We start from the raw sequence: 18,212 nt of genomic DNA, 5'->3' as shown, positions 1-18,212 counted from the left end.
GTTCCAGTGACTAATCCATTAGAATAAGGATTGAAACGCATAAATATCAGCTATCGGTGTTTTTGTCAAGTGAAATTTGACCCTTTTATTAATTGAAAATTGACCCGGGTAAGCAAAAAATAATATTAATTTTATTGACCCAGCCACTCTTCAGTTTCTTTCATTCGGTAAGAATTACCATTCATATTGATTACATATGATTTGTGAGTCAACCTATCTACCATAGCTGCTGTTAATGCTGGATCATTAAATACCTCATTCCACCTCTCAAATGAGAGATTGGAAGTTATGATAGTAGATTTACGCTCTGCTCTTAGGGAAAGAAAGGAGAATAAAAGCTCACTTCCTTTCTGATCAAAAGAGATGTAACCTAATTCATCTAAAATTATTAAATCATATTTCTGAAATTTAGATTCAAAATTAGTTAATCTTCTTTCACTCTGAGTTTCTTTTAATTGATTGATAAACTGTGGTACTGTTGCAAAAAAGACTTTGTAGCCCTCATTACAGGCCTTGATACCAAGGCCTATAGACAGGTGGGTTTTACCAGTTCCTGGATTTCCTGAAAATATTATATTTCTGTTTTCTTCAATAAATTTAAGCGATTTTAATTCTTTAAACTTAGCTTTAGCGCTTTCAGGTAGATAATCTATAATTAGCGTATCCAGATACTTTTTGTATGGAAATTTAGCATTTTTAATTCTATTTTTGCGGCCATTTTCTTTACGCATATCATATGCATCCCTAAAAAGATCTCTTAATAATTCTTCGTAAGGTATATTTTCACGATAGGCTTCAGCCAGTTTCTGATTTAAATCGTTTCTAATACCAGCAATCTTTAGTTCCTTGATGTAATTTTTAGTTTCTAAGATGATTTCTTTATTCATTACTGGATCACCTCCTGATGATTTTGGAGACTAAACATAGTATCCCACTTTTTTAACAGTTCCAGAGAATTCTCATTTATTTCACTGGAAATCGAAACATCAGGAGTATTCTCCTTTTGAACTAATACTTTGATATTAGCAGTTGTCACCATGGACTTTTTATTTTTAGAAAGAATAGCTATAGCTTTTTTTATTTCAGCCAGCCCTTTCTCACTTACTAGTTCTAAAAGTTCTATGAATTCTTTAGTTTTTCTGGTATAATTATCGTAGTATAATTCATATATCTCTTTAAGGTCTGGTGCCATTTGATGAAAAGCTAGGGAGTTTTTCAATGCACCAGGCTTTCTTTTTAGAGTTAAAAGATAATGTTCAATTTCAATACTGCATTTATGAACTTCATATAGTCTTTGATGCTTTGCTACCAGCTCATCGTTGTAGTATATTTTTATATAATCTGAGTAAATTCTGCTGTTAACAAATCTTCCAACAAGATGATCAGGTACAGAATATTTATTCTGCTCAAAGGTTACAAAGCTGTATTTATTGACTCTACATTCTCTTTCTCTGCAGGCCTCATATGGAGGCTTTAAAGGCAGTAGATATGGTATTTCCTGCTGCCATAGTTCATATGGTGATTTGTTATCTAATTCAGCTTTTTTCATTGCATTCAATCTCTTTAATCCTGCAGCAAGATATTCATTAGCTTCTTCTATGGATGCAAAGCTTGTTTTCTGAGAGAAGATTCGTCGCCTGACAAAATCAACACCTTTTTCTACTTTACCTTTTTCATTACCGCGATATGCGTTACAAAAGCGGTATTTAAAGCCATAGTAGAGAGAAAGCTTAACTAGATCCTCAGTAGCTTCTTTTTCAGAAGGTCCAACAAATCTTTTTACAGCCTGCTTTAAATTATCATAGACTACTTCATGATATACTCCATTGAAGTTCCCAAATGCTTTAACATGGGCATCTAAAAATGAAGTCATCTTTTTATTGGCATAGAATTTACCATAGTGATGAAAACCAAAACCAGTTGTGAATAGAGCCATATTAAGAGTTTTATTTTTACCTGCAATTTCTAAATTGGCTTCACCATAGTCAAACTGAAGTGATTCTCCTTCATGATAGAGCTGTTTTATATATGCTTCTTTAGCTGCATTTTCGTAGGTGTTTCTAATGTAGTTACAGACTGTTGAGTAGCTGATATCATGACCTTTACCTAGCAAATACTCATGAATATCAATTTTTTTACGCTGCAGCTTACGCATACCTGTTGCTCGCCGTTTTTTGTTTTCTTTAATGCAGTAATCAATATCTTTTTTTATAGCTTCATTCATTTTATATTTATTACGATTGGAGCTGTCATACTCAGGAGTTTCTACCAGAGATTCAATTAAGGTTAATATTTCATCTCTGGATTTTGCTTTATCCAGATTCTGAAGTTTTTCTTCATGATCTCGGATATATTTTCGGATAGTATTTCTTGAAAATTCTGACTCTCTAGCTATTTTTCTAATTGATTGACCCTCGACAAAATGTTTAATTAGAATTTCGGCTTTTTCATTCAATTTTATCACCTTTTTCACCTGCCCATAATTTATGTTTTTATTATGGACAGTTTATATTATCTATTTAAACGGGTCAATTTTAAATTATTATCCTGGGTCACTTTTAAATTATCATATACAATCGGATCCTAGCTATACTTGTTTCAGTGTTTTTGGCTGCCTAACATTTACTGCTCACCTTACTAGGAGACTGAAAGACTGAAATTCAAATTTCTTTTTTATCTTTCTTTTTATTCTAACAAAACTTTAATCTTAAACAAATATAAATTTAATATAAGTTTGTTATCATAAATTTAGAATAAAAAAATTTAAGGAGCTGATAATGATGGCTTATATTAAACTATGTTCAGAATGCAGAAGTAGGAGTATTAGTGCCAGCAAAGAGGAGTGGATTTGTCCTCACTGTGGAACAGATTTATCAGATGAACCAGTATTTCGTCAGATTAAAATTAAGAAAAATTGGTGGGAGACAGAAAAATCTAAAAATAAAAAGAAAAAAGCTTTAGCTTAAATAAGTTTAATCCTGAAAAATCCTCCTTGTCTAAAATTGAAATTCATGATATTATAAAAGAAAAACTAGAGGTGAAATATTTAAATTAATGCGTATTAATACTTTAACCATTCAGTAATTTAAAATTGATTTAACAAACTGGTTAGAGTATTATAGCAGTATATTTCCATAATTTAACATTTAATTAATAAGAGAATTTAAAATCTCTTCTTATTCTATATACCTGACCGGTTTGGGTATTTAATATAAGGAGGGATTTTTTTGTTATTATTAGAGACTAAAAAATTAGAAAAATGGTTTGGAGCACGAAATCTATTTTCTGATATAAATTTTAATATTTACTCAGGAGATAAAATTGCTTTAATTGGAAGAAATGGTACTGGCAAAACAACTATGATTAATATTTTATTAGGAAAAGACAAAGATTTTAGCGGGGAAGTTAATATAAAGGCCAATATTGCCTATTTGCCTCAGTATTATAATTATTCTCAGGGCCAGACTGTAGAGGAGTTTATAACTGAAAAGACATATAATTATGGTGAATTTCTTAAATTAATGAAAAAATTTGGTTTTAATGTTGAATTTTTGGATCGTAAAATTATAGACTGCAGTGGTGGTGAGCAGACAAAGCTGCAGTTAATTAGAATTCTTGCAGCTCAAAGTGTTGACTTATTAGTTCTTGATGAGCCGACAAATCATCTTGATTTAGAAACTCGGGACTGGTTGGCTTCATTTATCGGTAGTTTTAATGGTGCAGCAATAATAATATCTCATGACCGACATTTTCTTGATCAGACTGTAAAAGAAGTCTGGGAGATCAACCAGCAGGACTTAAAAAATTACAGCGGTAATTATAGTGCTTATAAAAAGCAAAAAGAAATTGAACTACAGCGTCAGTACAGAGAATATAGGGAATATCAGGCTGAAAAAAAGCGGCTCAAACAAAGAAAGCAAAAACAGCAGCAGTTTGTACAGAAAACAGATGGTAAAGGGAAAAGAACTGATTCTTTCTGGCATGTTACAAAAGGGATGGACAGTCGAAAGGGTCGCTTTGCCAGAAGGGTTAAAAGTCTTGACTCACAGCTTGAAAAGCTTGAACAGAAAGAAAAGCCTTATGAACACCGTCAGATCAATCCTGACTTTGACAACAAGGAAATTTCTAGTCAGATAATTGTTAAGGCCAAACAAATAACTAAGACTTTTTCTGGCTTAAACTTATTTCAAAACTTAAACTTTAAAATTGAAAAAGATAGTAAAATTGCTCTTATGGGAGCAAATGGCAGTGGGAAATCTGTGCTGCTGAAAATAATTTTAAAAGAAATGAGATTTGATTCAGGTGAAATTCTAAGAAGTTCACAGCTTAAAATAGGCTATTTTTCTCAAAAAATAAAAAATTTAAATCAGAATAATTCAATACTGGAAGAATTAAAAATAAAAAATCCTGATAAAGATGAAGAAATAATAAGGACTTTTCTGGGTTCAATGCTTTTTGAAGGCAAAGATGTTTTCAAAGAAATCAAAAATCTCAGCATTGGTGAGAGAGTAAGAGTTGCTTTTGCTGTACTTTTACTTGGGGAATTTAATTTACTACTTCTAGATGAACCCTTAAATCATCTTGATATTGAAGCAAGAGAAATTATTGAAAAGGCACTTAAAAATTATCAGGGGGCTTTTGTAGTTGTCAGTCATAATATATATTTTATAGAAGAAATTGCTCAAGAAATCTGGAGTTTAAAAAAAGGAGATTTAGAGATTTTTCCTGGTAACTATAATCAATATCAAAAATTTAAAAAAGGTGAATATAAAAATGGTCAGGATCTGACTCAGGAAATTATTCAGATGAAAAAAGCTGAGTTATATGCCCGATTAGAATCAGCAGCTGCTGAGGAAAAAGATAAAATCATTAATGAGCTTGAAACTTTAGCAGAATAATAAACTTTCTTTAAAAATATGTTGTCTATTTAATTTTATTTTTTCAAACACTTTCTTATAATATTAATAGAATAAAATTGTAATAACAGGAGGGTATATATATGCTAAGCAAAAGAAAAGATTTAGTAATGTCAGTTTTTATTTCTGATGCACTCTCATTTGGTTCTCACTGGGTTTATAATACAGACAAATTAAAAGAAGAATACAGTGGAATTATTGATGAATATAGGGCACCGATGGCTAAATTTCATCAGGGTAAAGAAGCAGGTGATCTTTCTCACTATGGAGAACAGGGATTTGCTCTTTTAAAATCAATTACTGATAATCATGGTTTTGACTTAAAACAGTTTAGAGATGACTGGATTCAATATTTAGACAACAATGAAATGTATATGGATCATTCGATGCAGGATTCTTTAGATAAATTTAAATCCAGTGATACCCTTGTTGGAGCAGAGAATGTCGAATTGGGTGGAATTTCTCGCAGTCTCCCCCTCTTTTTAGAAGAAGATATTACAAAGCAGGATTTTTTGGATCTGATTCATTTAACACATAATGGAAAAGTTGTTGATCAAACAGCCGAATTTGTCTTTAAGGTGATGCAGGAAGTACTGGCAGGAAAAGACTATAAAAAAGCAATAAAAGCTAATAAAGATTTAAATGAATTTACTACAGCCAGTTTTGAAAAAATAGATTCTAAAGATAATATTGTAGAAAATGCTGATGATCGGGGTCAGGGATGTTCTATTGAGCAGGGATTTCCAATTGTGCTTGATGTGCTCTGGAATGCTGATGATCTGATGGAGGCACTCACTCTTAATATAATGGCAGGGGGAGATACTTCCGCTCGAGCTATGGTAATTGGAGCAGTAATTTCAGCAGCTAATGGTTTGGAGTCTCTTCCCGAAGAATTAATCAGTGGTTTTAAAAAATCAGAGGCTACAAAGAATTTGCTAGCTAAATATTAAAAAGGAGCTGATTAATTGTGTCCAAAATCGCTTTAATCCATACTACTTCTGTCACAGTGGATTCATTAAAGAAATTAATTAAAAAGCAAAAGTCAGAAATAGAGATTATAAATATAGTTGATGATTCAATATTACCTCAGCTAATTAGTAATAATGCAGATATTACCCAGGTAGAGGACAGAGTTAAATATTATATAGAAACTGCTGTTAAACAGGGTGCTGATTTAGTTTTGAGTGCCTGCTCATCAATTGGCGAAATATTTGAACAGGAAAATAAAAAATATAAGATTCCTATTATGAGGATCGATTCTGCCATGGCAGAAAAAGCGGTTGACACTGCTGGAACAATTGGGGTAGCAGCTACTCTGGAGACTACTCTTAAGCCCAGCACAGAGCTTATTAAAAAAATAGCTGCTGATATAAATAAAGATATTGAAATTAAAACAGTACTGGCTGATTCTGCCTATCAAAAATTAATGGAAGGTAATGAAAAACAACATGATAGACTTCTGGCTGATAAATTAAAGCAATTAGCAGCAGAAGTGGAAATAGTTGTTCTAGCTCAAGCATCCATGGCCAGAGCAGTTAGTGTTTTACCAGTTGAGATGAGAGATAAGTTTTTGACCAGTCCTGAATCAGGAATCAAAAAAGCTATAAATAATATTTCTTAATTAAAATAGAACAGTGTAAAAGCTGTTCTTTTTTCTTTTTAACAAGGAAAAATTTGATAAACATAGAATATATATAATAGAAAGTATTCTCAAAAATAATAGATTTACTGTAAAAATATGTTATAATTAAAAATAAAGAAATATAGGGAGGCGGTAGTTTGAAAGCATTTAAAGCTTATGATATTAGAGGAGTTTACAATAAGGATTTTGATAAAGAAGATGTTTACAAAATAGGCTATTTTCTGCCCGAACTGCTGAAGGCAGATAAGGTTCTGGTTGGCTATGATGATAGAGAGTCAACTCCAGAAGTTTTTAAGGCACTGTCCGAAGGAATTACTGATCGGGGAGTAGATGTTTATAAGATTGGTTATGCTACTACTCCAATGGTTTATTATGGGACTGCAAAACATGGTTATAAAGCCTCGGTAATGATTACAGCTTCACATAATCCACCTGAATATAATGGTCTAAAAATATCTCGTGAAAACGCTCTTCCGGTTGGTTATGATTCGGGATTGAAAGAACTGGAAGAAATGATTGAAAATCAAGAAGTCAAACCTGTAGCTGAAAAGAAAAAAGGGGACATTTTGGAACATGATTTAAAAGAAGAATATATTGAATTTCAAAAATCATATTTACCGGATCTTTCAAATTTAGATCTTTCTATTGATGTATCCAACGGTATGGTGGCTATTTTAACAGATGAAATTTTTGGCAAGGATCCTCATTATCTCTATAATGAGTTGGACGGGACCTTTCCCAATCATGAAGCCAACCCACTTGAAGCGGAAAATAGAGAAGATTTAAAAAAATTACTTTTAAAGCAGAACTCTGATTTGGGATTGATTTTTGATGGTGATGGAGATCGGGTAATGTTTTTAGATGAAAAGGGGAAGTTTATTTCTCCAGACTTAATTGTAGCTCTGCTGGCAGAGTATTATATTAAGGCAGGTAAGGGTAAAAATGTTTTATACGATATCCGAACCTCCTGGTCAGTTAAAGAAAAAGTGGAAGAACTGGGAGGAACTCCTCATATGTGGAAGGTAGGTCATGCCTATGCTAAGCTTAAGCTGAGAGAAATAGATGGTATCTGTGGAGGAGAGCTTGCTGGTCATTATTATTATAAAGACTTTTTCTACTGTGATTCTGGAATGCTGACCGCTCTTGTAGTTCTTAATGTTGTGGCCAGACTTAAAGAAGAAGGGAAGACAATCTCAGAATATATAGCTGAGCTGGACAAATATGCAACTTCAGGTGAGGTAAACTTTAAAATTGAAAATAAAAAAGAGGTAATGGAAAAACTTAAAGATTACTTTTTTGCCCAGAGAAAGCCGGAAGAATTTTATGATTTCGATGGTTATCGACTTGAATATAATGACTGGTGGTTTAATGTTCGCCCTTCTAATACTGAGCCATATCTGCGGCTGGTAGTGGAGGCTAAAAATCAGGAGTTATTGGATGAAAAAATGATAGAAATTAGAGAATTGATGGCAGTAGACGAAGAATAAATTAGAGTCAAATTAATCTAACAGAAAGTAATTAAAGCTGAAAAATAGAGACTTCTTTTAGAAAGGAGCGGGTCCTATGGATATTCCTGTTAAAAAGTGGTATGAAGCTGTGCAGACTCGTTATTCTCAACAAAAGTATCTTGAAAAACCTATTAAGCCTTTTACTTTAAAGTCACTGGAAAAAACAGTTAATCAGTTAAATGAAATTTATCCTGAGATAAGAGTAGAAATATTTAAAAAATCTATTAAGGAAATTTTACCTGCTTTAAGCGGCAAATATGGTAATTTTACAGATTCTCCTGCTTTTATGGCCTTTATAATTAATGATAACGGAGAACATCGTTGGTCAAAGGCTGGTTATATTGGTGAGGCAGCTATTTTAGAGGCTACAGCACTTGGGCTTGGTACCTGCTGGATTGGAGCGCGTTTTGTTCCCGAAAGATCTCGAGTAAGAGTTAACTTAAAAAGAGGAGAAAGACTGGTGGCAGTGAGTCCAATCGGATATTCATCTGAAAATTATAATCTAACCAGACATTTTATTTCCAAACTTTTTCCCCATCGGGATCGAATAAATTATAAAGATTTATGTCCTGATGGTTATGATCCTGACTGGCCTGGTTGGGTTAAAAATGCCATTAAGCTTGGAAGTTATGCTCCGTCAAGGTTGAACAGGCAGCCCTGGCGTTTCTATTATGGTGATCAAAGACTGGTTGTGGATTGTAAAGGAGAACCTTCCGCTTATAAGAGAATGGAATGTGGAATAGCTCTGCTCCATTTAGAAATTGGAGCCTTAGATGGTGGAGTAAAAGGTAGTGTTGAATATGGAGGCCTGGGACTGGCATCTTTTATCAAGGAAGATTAGAATTTAAAAATCTATTTAATGAGATCAAAGAAAATTTTATTATTCGGATTCCATTAATTTAGAAGATCGAATTAAATAATTAGTTTGAATTAAACCGCAGATTAATTTCTGCGGTTTTTCATAATTTCACATATTTATTTGCTAAATATTTTACTTTTTTGTTCTATAATTAGAATAATGATAAAATATAGATTTCTGGGAGGAAAAGATGAGTTATAAAATATATTTAGTTGAAGATGATCAGAATTTAAATGACATTTTGGGCTCTTATTTAGAAAAAGAAGGTTGGGAGGTAGAAAATTTCCTTGAGGGAAAATCAGCCAGAGAAAAAATTATTAATGAACCTGATCTCTGGATTTTAGATATAATGCTGCCTGATATTGATGGGTTTCAACTAATTTCAGAAATAAAAAAACAAAATGAGAATACGCCGGTAATATTTATCTCGGCCCGTGATGCAGATTTAGATCGGATAATTGGATTGGAAAAAGGGAGCGATGATTATTTAGCCAAACCTTTTTCTCCACGAGAACTGGTAATTCGAGTTAGAAATCTTTTGAAAAGAGTTTATGGCAAAAAAGAAAGTGCAAAAATTTATAAATATAATAATTATTTAATTGATATAAGTGGAAGAAGAATAAGAGAGAAAACAAAAAATCAGGATATAGAACTCACAACTAAAGAATTTGATTTATTTATTTTTCTTTTTAATAATCTTCAAAAAGCTCTCAGCCGAGAACAAATAATTAAAAATATCTGGGGAGATAACTATTATGGCTCAGATAGAGTTGTTGACGATCTGATTAGAAGACTGCGCAAAAAAATGCCGGCAATTAAAATTGAAACTGTTTATGGTCACGGTTACAGGATGGTGGAATAATAGTAATGAAATTTATTTTGAGTAAAATAAAAAATAAACCTCTTTCCTTTCAAATCTGGCTAATAACAGGGGCAGTTTTAATAATTGCTCTGCTTTTATATTCTCTTTCTCTGCCATTTATTTTAAGATCTATTATAATTTCGGAAAAATATGACAGACTGGAAGAAACGCAGGCTTTTATTATTGAAGAAGGACATTTTGATAATCTTAATCAAAGTGGAGTGCCGGACGACCTTTCTTTTTCTAAGAATGACCGTTCTAATGAAGGGCCGCCAATTAAATTTTCTCGAGTTCCACGCCACTTTATAATTGATCAGGAGGGACAGATTACTGATAATGATAATTTAAATATTGCCGAAAAAATAAAAAGGGAGATTTTAACTGCTGATAATTCAAAAAGTCGAGCAGAGTTGAGGTTAAATAATAATGAAATTATATATTATGTTTTTCAGGAGATAGATGCTTCAGGAAAAGAAAAATATCTTGTTTCCTATCTTAGAAGTCGCTACAGTGACAGTATTTTTAGTGAATTTTTTATCCGTCTGGTAATTTCTCTGGTTATCTTTTTATTTCTTGCCTGGTTAATTTCAATTTTTGTGGCTCGTTATCTTACTAAATCACTCCAGGTAATTAAAAACCAGGTTAAAAAGATTGCAAATCGAGAATGGGATCAACCTTTAGAGATTGACCGCGAAGACGAAATAGGCGAACTGGCAAGTACAATTGAGTGGTTGAGACAGCAGCTTGTAGAAAGTGACGAAAAGCAGCAGGAATTTATTCAGCAGATTTCGCATGAGATTAAAACTCCAATTATGGTTTTAAGATCTTATGTTCAGTCAATGCAGGATGGAATTTATCCCCGTGGAAACCTGCAGGGGAGTCTGGAAGCTATGGAAACGGAAAGTTTTAAAATGGAAAAACGGGTTAAAGCTTTGATCGATATCAGTAAAATGGATTATTTAAGCAGACAGAATTTAAAAATTGAAAAAATTAAGTTAGATAATTTACTGGAAAGGAAATTGCAGAAATTAAATTGGAGGCGAAAAGCTGTCAACTGGTCTTTGATTTCTAATAAGATTATATTAGAAGCTGATAAAGAAAAATTGGAGGTCATTATTGAAAATATTATTGATAATCAGTTTAAATATGCAGCTGAAGAATTAAAAGTTTCTTCAAAAAGGTTTATTAAAAAAGAAAAAAGTATAATTCAGATTAAATTTTGGAATGATGGTCCAGAAATTGAAGCTTCAGAATTAAATAGTATATTTGACAAATTTAAAAAAGGAGATGATGGTGAATATGGTCTGGGGCTGGCTATCTCTAAGGTTTTAGTAGAATTACATGGAGGAGAAATATGGGCTGCAAATGAAAATGATGGGGCAGCATTTTATATAAATTTTTATGAAAAAATAAACTCTTAATTTTTATATATTATAAATTGGTAAGAGAATAATAAGCTATGATTTAGAGGGAGGAAAAAATGAATTTTAAAAAAGTAAGTATTATAATTTTAATTATATTTATATTTGCTTTACCTTTACAGGCAGCAGAAGCATTAACTCTGGCAGAAGCAATTGATATTGCTAAAAATGAAAATTTTAATTTAAAGCTTGCAGAAATAAATTATCAAAAAGCAAAAATTAATCAACAGGCTTTAGAACTTCAGAATAAATATAATTATACAGAAACTCAAAAATTAGAAATAAATAAAAACTACTTAAGTTCAGAAAAAAATTATCAGGATAGTGAAGCAAATGTAATCAAATCAATTATAAGTCAGTATACAGGACTCTGGTTGAAACAAAAAGAAATTGAAGCACAAAGATTAACAACTAAAGCTGAAGAAAGATTATATAATGAAATGCAGGCCAGATTTGAACTGGCACAGATTAGTCAGTTAGATTTATTGGATCAGTCAAACAATTACAAGCAGGCAAATAATAGCTTAGAAAATTTACAGGATAATTATCAGTTAAGTTTGGTAGAATTTAAAACAGACCTGAACCTTGGAGACGAGAAGATTAAAATAAATGAATTAGCTGAACCAAAACTCTGGACTATTAGTGAAGAAGAGGCAATTGAGAAAGCCTTAAAAAATAGTTATTCAATTAAGATAGCAGAATTTGATTATCAGCTTGCTAAAGAACAGTATAATAAAAACAAGATTGATTCTGCTCAGGCTCAACAAAGAACTGCTGCTATGGATTTGAAGGCTGCAGAAATAACACTTGCCAAAACTAAAAAAGAATTAATAAATAGTGTAATTAAAGCATATTTAACTTTAACCCAGGCTGAAAAAAATATTAATTTAATGAAAGATAATTTGAAAAAATCTCAAACACAATACAATCAGATTAAAAGACAATTTGAGTTAGGAAGTGTTACTCAGACAACAGTACTACAATATGAGTCCACTTTACTGGATAGTCAATATCAGTTAAAAAATGCTTATTTAAATTATTATTTAGCTAAAGAGAATCTTGCAGATCTATTAAATATGGAGCCAGGGGTGACAATTAATGTACAGGAATAAAATAACTTATTTTAAAATATCTATGGCAATTTTAATAATTTTTTGTACTGCCACAGTTGTTGATGCAGAGGAGATATCTTTAAAAGAAGCGATAAGCCAGGGCCTAAATAATAATCTGGAAATAAAGCAGCAGCAGAATAATATAAATAATTTGGAAAGACAGCTCCAGACAATCAGGGCCCAGCAGGGCTGGCAGATTAAGGTTTCTTCTAATTATAGTGAAGTAATAAGTGAAGGTGAAATATTGAATGCAGCTGGAGTTCTTCAATCAACAAATAACTTAAGAACAGTAAGTGGTAGCAGTTCTACTTTAAGTATAAATAGAAATTTTGCTTCCGGTTTAAATATTACTCAGGAAGCAGTATATAATGATGAAAATGAAAGTGACTATGGAGTTTTAATTTCCTATCCTTTATTTAAAGGAGCTCCAACTGAATCTGAAAAATCATATTATCAGCAGGAACAGGAATTTTTAAAAGCTAAAAATGACCTCAATTCTCTAATTGAAAGTAAAATTACTGCCTGGTTGGGAGATTATCTCCAGATATTGAGGCTGAAGAGTAGAAAAGAAAATGCTGATTTACAGTTAAAAAATGCCCAAAAAACCTATGCGGAAAGCCAGGAATTATATAAAAATTCTCAGCTTTCTCAAAGGGAATTAAAAAGTGCTGAAGCTGCTGTAATAGATGCCGAAACTAATTATAAACAGTTAGCTAATCAGTATCAAAACTCTTTAATGTCTTTTAAATTGGCTCTTAATTTAGATAAAGAAATAGAAATAGCATTAAACAATAAAGAATATTTAAATAAAATTAGTTCGGAACTAATAAATTATCAGGATAATAATTTTGAAAATATGTATAAAAATTTGCTGAAGACTGATTATGATTTAAAATCGGCAGTGATAAATCTGAGATTACAGGAAAAACAACTGAAATGGTTTCGGGGTGAAGGAAGAACAGATATAAATTTAAGTGGTAGTTATAATTATTCTACAGATAGATCAACAGTTGGAGTAACTTTTTCTTATGACTTATTTGATGGAAGCCAGCGTGAATTTAATGAAAAGAATTTGAAAGACAATATACAGCTAGCTCAGGCAAATTTAGCAAACTTAAAAGAAAGCAAAAAATTAGTTCTGGAAAATCAGTTAAGTTCTTTAAATGCTTCTCTTAATAAAAAGAAAAGTTCTATCTTGAAACTGGAAAATGCCGAAAACCAGTTTGAATTAGCCGGAGAGCAATATGATTCAGGTTTAATAACAAAAAAAGAACTTAAACAGCAGGAAATTTCATATCAGCAGAGTAAAATTTCTTATCAGGAGGCTTTAGATCAGCTTTTTATTGTAAAACTTGAATTAACAATGCTTATATATAATGATTATTTGGATATATTTAATAGGGGTGTTTTTAATGAAAAGAAATAGAAAGATAATTTTGGTTACATTTATTTTATTTGCTTTATTTAGTGCTGTAGCATTTGGCAATGGTTCGTATGAATTATTTCTTTTAAAGGCCAATGCGCAGGAAATGGGTGGAGGCCCTGGTATGGGGGCAGGTAGAGCAGATCAATCTAGTTTGGAAGAGAATGAAGAAATTGCAGTGGAAGTGGCAGAGGTAAAAAAGGATGATTTCTATCTATATTTAACCGAGAGTGCTCAGTCTGAAGCTTACGAAGAAGTTTTATTAACTCCAAGGGTTCAGGAAGTTGTTACTGAAGTGTTGGTCAGTGTTGGCGACAGTGTAGAAAGAGGAGAAACATTAATCAAAATGGATTCTCGCAGTAGTGAAATTAGTGTTATTCAGGCAGAAGCCTCACTGAAAAGTGCCAAAGCAAATCTTCACCAGGCTTTAAATGGTCCTCGTAAAGAAGAATTAGCCAGACTTCAAGCTCAGGTTACTCAGGCAGAATCAGAACTTAAATTAAGAAAAGAAAATTATGAAAGACAGAAACAGCTTTTTGAGGAAGGTTATTTATCTCAAGAAGAAATAGATCAGGCAAATAATCAGTTAATAGCTGCTCAAAGCGGCTATCAATCAGCTTTGAAAAATTTAGAAATAACAGAAGCTGGAGCAACAGAAGAAGAAATTGATCAACTTGAAGCTCAGGTTACTCAGGCTGAAGCTCAGCTGGAATCAGCAAGATTAAGAATGTCATATACAGAAATTGCTGCTCCAATAAAAGGAATTGTAACTGAAATAAATGCTCAAAGAGGGCAGCTTTTGAGTGGGGGTACTGTGGCTATAGTCAGTAATCTTGATCGGATTAAGTTAACTGCTTATATTAGTGAAAAAAATGTTAATAATTTAATTATTGGAGAAGCAGTTAAAATTAATTTTACAGCTTTAGAAAGAGAATTTAGTGGAGAGATCAATAACATTTCTCCGAGAGCTGCAACTAATCGCAGAAGTTTTCCAGTAGAAATAATTGTAGACAACAATGATAATATTATAAAAGCCGGGATGACGGCTCAGGTTTCTATGCCAATTGATAGAGCTGAGGATTCTATAATCCTGCCGCAAAATTCTATTTTAGAAGATGTAAATGGCTACTATACATTTGTTGCTGTTAATGGTAAAGCAGAAAGAAAAAACATTCAAATTAAGCTGGAAAATGAAGATTTAGTTGCAGTTAGTTCGGGTTTAAAAGCTGGCGAAAAAGTTGTAACTCTGGGAAAAGAAAATCTTTCTGATGGCAGCAGTATTAATGTTGTCAATCGGGGGGATGAATAATGAAGATCTCTGATATTTCGGTAAATAGACCAGTAACAATAACAATGTTAATTCTGGCAGTAATCTTAATTGGGGGAATTGCACTTACCAGATTACCAATGGATTTAACTCCAGATATGGAAATGCCCTTTTTAATGATTAGAACTTCTTACAGTGGTGCAACTCCCGAAGAAGTTGAAGAACTTGTGACCAGACCTGTAGAATCAACAGTTGCTACAGTTGATGGCCTGAGCAACCTTAATTCAACCAGTAGAGAAGGTAGTTCAATGGTAATGTTAGAATTTGAATTTGGAACAAATCTAACTGAAGCCAAAAATGATATTCGTGACTTGATTTCCCGGATTGAAGCAAGATTACCTGATGGAGCAGATGAACCAAGAATAATGAGTTTTGATCCAAATTCGCAACCAATTATTGAACTTGCTGTAGCAGGAGGGTCAGCAGTTGAACTAAAGAAAATAGCAGAAGATAATATTCAGCCCAGATTAGAAAAAATTGTAGGAGTGGCATCGGCAGAAATTTCCGGTGGTCGGAGCAGAGAAATCCGAATTAATGTTGATCAGGAGCAGCTGGCAGCATATAATATTACTTTAAATCAAATTGCTGCTGCAGTAAGAGCCAGCAATCAATCCGGTGGTCTGGGAACTGTTATGGTTGGTAATGAAGAGCTTTCTGTTAGGGCTCTGGGAGAATTTGATGATTTTAGTGATTTAAGAGAAATTAAGATCCCAACTGCGGCAGGGGACGAGGTTCCCCTCACACTTTTAGCTGATCTTGAAGATGGCTACCAGGAAGTAAGCAGTATTAGCTATTTAAATGGTCAGGAAAGTATAGGGCTTTCTATTCAAAAACAGGGAGACAGCAACACTGTTTCTGTAGCCAATGAGGTTAAAAAGGCTGTAGATGAAATGAGAGAAGAAATACCAGGTGTTGATATTCAAATAACAAGTAATAATGCTGAATATATAGAGAATTCTATTTCCTCTGTGCTGCAGAATTTTATTATAGGTGGTATTTTAGCAGTAATTATTTTGTTTATTTTCTTAAGAAATTTTAGCAGTACTATTGTGATTGCAACAGCTATTCCAATTTCAGTACTGGCTACTTTTTCCCTGATGTACTTTGCAGATTTAAGTTTGAACCTGATTACTCTAGGGGGAATAGCACTTGGAGTTGGGATGCTGGTTGATAATTCTATTGTTGTTTTAGAAAATATATATCGGCATCGATCGATTGGCGTTGGGAGACTTGATGCTGCCAAAGAAGGTGCCTCGGAAGTAGCTACTGCAATTAGCGCCTCTACCTTAACAACAGTGGCAGTGTTTATACCAGTAATATTTATTGAAGATCTTTTAGCTCAAATTTTTACGCCTATGGCACTGACAGTTACCTTTTCGCTTTTAGCCTCTTTATTTGTTGCTCTAACTTTTATCCCAATGCTTTCTTCTAAAGCACTAAAGGTTAGTCAAAATGAATCAGATGAGAGTGTGAAAAATAAACGTTATATAAGATTTTATCAAAATATATTAAATAAATCTCTGCAGCACAGATATAAAATAATTTCTGTCTTTATTATTTTCTTTGTTCTGTTTGGAGTAGGAATAGCAGTTGACATTATTCCTTTAGAAACTGAATATATGCCTTCCTCTGATCAGGGTACAATTAGAGTTTTTGCAAGTATGACAGGTAATTCTACAATTGATTTAAATAATGACCTGGCCCAAAATCTTTATAATAGAGTAGAGGATATTCCGGAAATTGATATTTTAACCTCTCGGGTAAATAGCGGCAGGGTTAATTTAACTGTAGAATTGCTTCCACTTTCAGAAAGAGAAAGGGATGTTTCTCAGGTTGCTGAGGAAATTAGGAACAGGACAAAAAATATTCCTGGAGCTTCAGTAAATGTTTCTGCTATGACATCTATGATGGGCGGTAGAGGTGGTAGTGGAGGTACTGCTGTTGAAGCTCAAATTAAAGGTCCAGATTTAGACACCCTATTAAACTTGGGAGAAAAGGCAGAATCTTTGTTAGAAAAAATCGAAGGAATTAGAAATACTGATCTCAGTCTCGAAAAAGGGAATGAAGAGATTCATGTAAAAATAAATAAAACTCAGGCTCAAAACTATGGTTTTACAGATAGTGATATAATATCATATGTAAATATGGCTCTCAGTGGCAGTACAATAAGTCAGCTAACTGAGTCAGGAGAAGAAATTGATATTGTACTTAAACTTCAAGATTCGGAAAGCACCTCCCTCCGAAATCTTTCTGATATTAAACTATTTAGTACAAACGGAATAGGAGTTCCTTTATCACAACTTGCCTCAATTGATGAGGGTAGTGGCTATTCTTCTATCGCCAGAGAGAATCAGCAGCGCTATATTTCAGTAAGTGCTGATATATTTGAACGGCCTTTAGGTGAGGTTCAGACAGAGGTAGAAAATGTTATGACAGAAAAATTACAGCTTCCATCAGGATATACAATAACATATGGTGGAGAAGCAGAAGATATGGCAAGTTCATTTTCTCAATTATTTACTGCTGCAGTACTTGCTATAATTCTAGTTTATATGGTAATGGCTTCTCAGTTTGAATCATTGATCTATCCATTTGTAATTATGTTTACTGTACCCTTATCTATAGTTGGTGCTGTGCTGGGACTTATAATAACAGGAACACCTCTAAGTGTTAATGGATTAATCGGAGCAATAATGCTGGTAGGAATTGTGGTTAATAATGCAATAGTAATGATTGATTATATCAATAATCGCAAAGCATATATGAACAGAAAAGAAGCTATTTTAGAAGCTGCTCCAATTAGGCTGCGTCCAATTTTAATGACAACATTGACTACAACTCTGGCGCTGGTTCCTCTTGCCCTGGGAATTGGAACAGGTGCCGAAACCCAGCAGCCTATGGCAATAGTTGTAATTAGCGGACTTTTATTTTCCACCATCTTGACCCTGATTATTATTCCAGTTGTTTATGATATTGTTGATGAAATCAGAAAGAGATTTGTTAACTGGTTAAGAAAAATAGTTCATAAAGAAGAGGCAGAAGAGTAAAAGTTAAATAATAAATTCACAAATAAAACAAAAAGGATTTAGCCAATAAATCTTGAATATTAATTAAAGAGGTAAAAAAAGTTATTAAATTGAAT

Annotated in this window: 14 protein-coding genes; 12 read left to right on the top strand and 2 right to left on the bottom strand. The window is 32.8% G+C overall.

The window, feature by feature from the left end; all coding sequences use genetic code 11:
* Positions 1–131: 131 nt before the first annotated feature.
* Together istB and istA are read right to left on the bottom strand one after the other, a co-directional pair.
* On the bottom strand, positions 132–887 hold the full coding sequence (istB, locus tag BW929_RS10140; RefSeq protein ID WP_076545374.1) for an IS21-like element helper ATPase IstB: 756 nt from the start codon (positions 885–887) through the stop codon (positions 132–134).
* Positions 887–2,464: an IS21 family transposase gene (istA, locus tag BW929_RS10135; protein WP_076545373.1), complete on the bottom strand. Its 1,578-nt coding sequence runs from the start codon at positions 2,462–2,464 to the stop codon at positions 887–889. Before istA ends, istB begins: the two co-directional genes overlap by 1 nt.
* Before the next feature lie 316 nt (positions 2,465–2,780).
* Between istA and BW929_RS10130 the strand changes: the two genes are divergently transcribed.
* The 12 genes from BW929_RS10130 to BW929_RS10075 all read left to right on the top strand — a co-directional run bounded on the left by BW929_RS10130 (position 2,781) and on the right by BW929_RS10075 (position 18,117).
* Positions 2,781–2,966 carry a hypothetical protein gene (locus BW929_RS10130; protein WP_076545372.1) on the top strand — a complete coding sequence of 62 codons (186 nt, stop codon included), beginning with the start codon at positions 2,781–2,783 and terminating at the stop codon, positions 2,964–2,966.
* Positions 2,967–3,227: 261 nt separating this feature from the next.
* On the top strand, positions 3,228–4,898 hold the full coding sequence (abc-f, locus tag BW929_RS10125; RefSeq protein WP_076545371.1) for a ribosomal protection-like ABC-F family protein: 1,671 nt from the start codon (positions 3,228–3,230) through the stop codon (positions 4,896–4,898).
* 101 nt (positions 4,899–4,999) lie between these two features.
* Positions 5,000–5,866 (top strand): ADP-ribosylglycohydrolase family protein, encoded by an 867-nt coding sequence (locus BW929_RS10120; RefSeq protein ID WP_076545370.1) that lies wholly within the window; start codon positions 5,000–5,002, stop codon positions 5,864–5,866.
* Positions 5,867–5,883: 17 nt separating this feature from the next.
* The gene (locus tag BW929_RS10115) at positions 5,884–6,537 is read left to right on the top strand and encodes an aspartate/glutamate racemase family protein (protein WP_084566165.1); all 654 of its coding nucleotides are present in this window, start codon (positions 5,884–5,886) and stop codon (positions 6,535–6,537) included.
* A 158-nt stretch (positions 6,538–6,695) separates the two neighbouring features.
* On the top strand, positions 6,696–8,045 hold the full coding sequence (locus tag BW929_RS10110; protein WP_076545368.1) for a phosphomannomutase/phosphoglucomutase: 1,350 nt from the start codon (positions 6,696–6,698) through the stop codon (positions 8,043–8,045).
* Between the two features lie 76 nt (positions 8,046–8,121).
* Complete coding sequence (locus BW929_RS10105; RefSeq protein WP_076545367.1) at positions 8,122–8,907, top strand: nitroreductase family protein; 786 nt, start codon at positions 8,122–8,124, stop codon at positions 8,905–8,907.
* A 208-nt stretch (positions 8,908–9,115) separates the two neighbouring features.
* Positions 9,116–9,787, top strand: a complete 672-nt coding sequence (locus BW929_RS10100) for a response regulator transcription factor (protein ID WP_076545366.1) — start codon at positions 9,116–9,118, stop codon at positions 9,785–9,787.
* 5 nt (positions 9,788–9,792) lie between these two features.
* Positions 9,793–11,208 (top strand): sensor histidine kinase, encoded by a 1,416-nt coding sequence (locus tag BW929_RS10095; protein ID WP_076545365.1) that lies wholly within the window; start codon positions 9,793–9,795, stop codon positions 11,206–11,208.
* 59 nt (positions 11,209–11,267) lie between these two features.
* A complete protein-coding gene (locus BW929_RS10090) occupies positions 11,268–12,320 on the top strand; it encodes a TolC family protein (protein WP_076545364.1) in 1,053 nt (350 codons plus the stop codon).
* Positions 12,307–13,746, top strand: a complete 1,440-nt coding sequence (locus BW929_RS10085; RefSeq protein ID WP_076545363.1) for a TolC family protein — start codon at positions 12,307–12,309, stop codon at positions 13,744–13,746. The genes BW929_RS10090 and BW929_RS10085 overlap by 14 nt, the downstream gene beginning before the upstream one ends.
* The gene (locus tag BW929_RS10080; protein ID WP_076545362.1) at positions 13,733–15,052 is read left to right on the top strand and encodes an efflux RND transporter periplasmic adaptor subunit; all 1,320 of its coding nucleotides are present in this window, start codon (positions 13,733–13,735) and stop codon (positions 15,050–15,052) included. The genes BW929_RS10085 and BW929_RS10080 overlap by 14 nt, the downstream gene beginning before the upstream one ends.
* On the top strand, positions 15,052–18,117 hold the full coding sequence (locus BW929_RS10075) for an efflux RND transporter permease subunit (RefSeq protein ID WP_076545361.1): 3,066 nt from the start codon (positions 15,052–15,054) through the stop codon (positions 18,115–18,117). Before BW929_RS10080 ends, BW929_RS10075 begins: the two co-directional genes overlap by 1 nt.
* Positions 18,118–18,212: the final 95 nt, after the last annotated feature.

This window comes from Halanaerobium kushneri, assembly GCF_900156285.1.
Taxonomy (GTDB): Bacteria; Bacillota; Halanaerobiia; order Halanaerobiales; family Halanaerobiaceae; genus Halanaerobium; species Halanaerobium kushneri.
The sequence above is the reverse complement of the archived record's forward strand: the minus strand, read 5'-3'. Positions and strand labels throughout refer to the sequence as shown.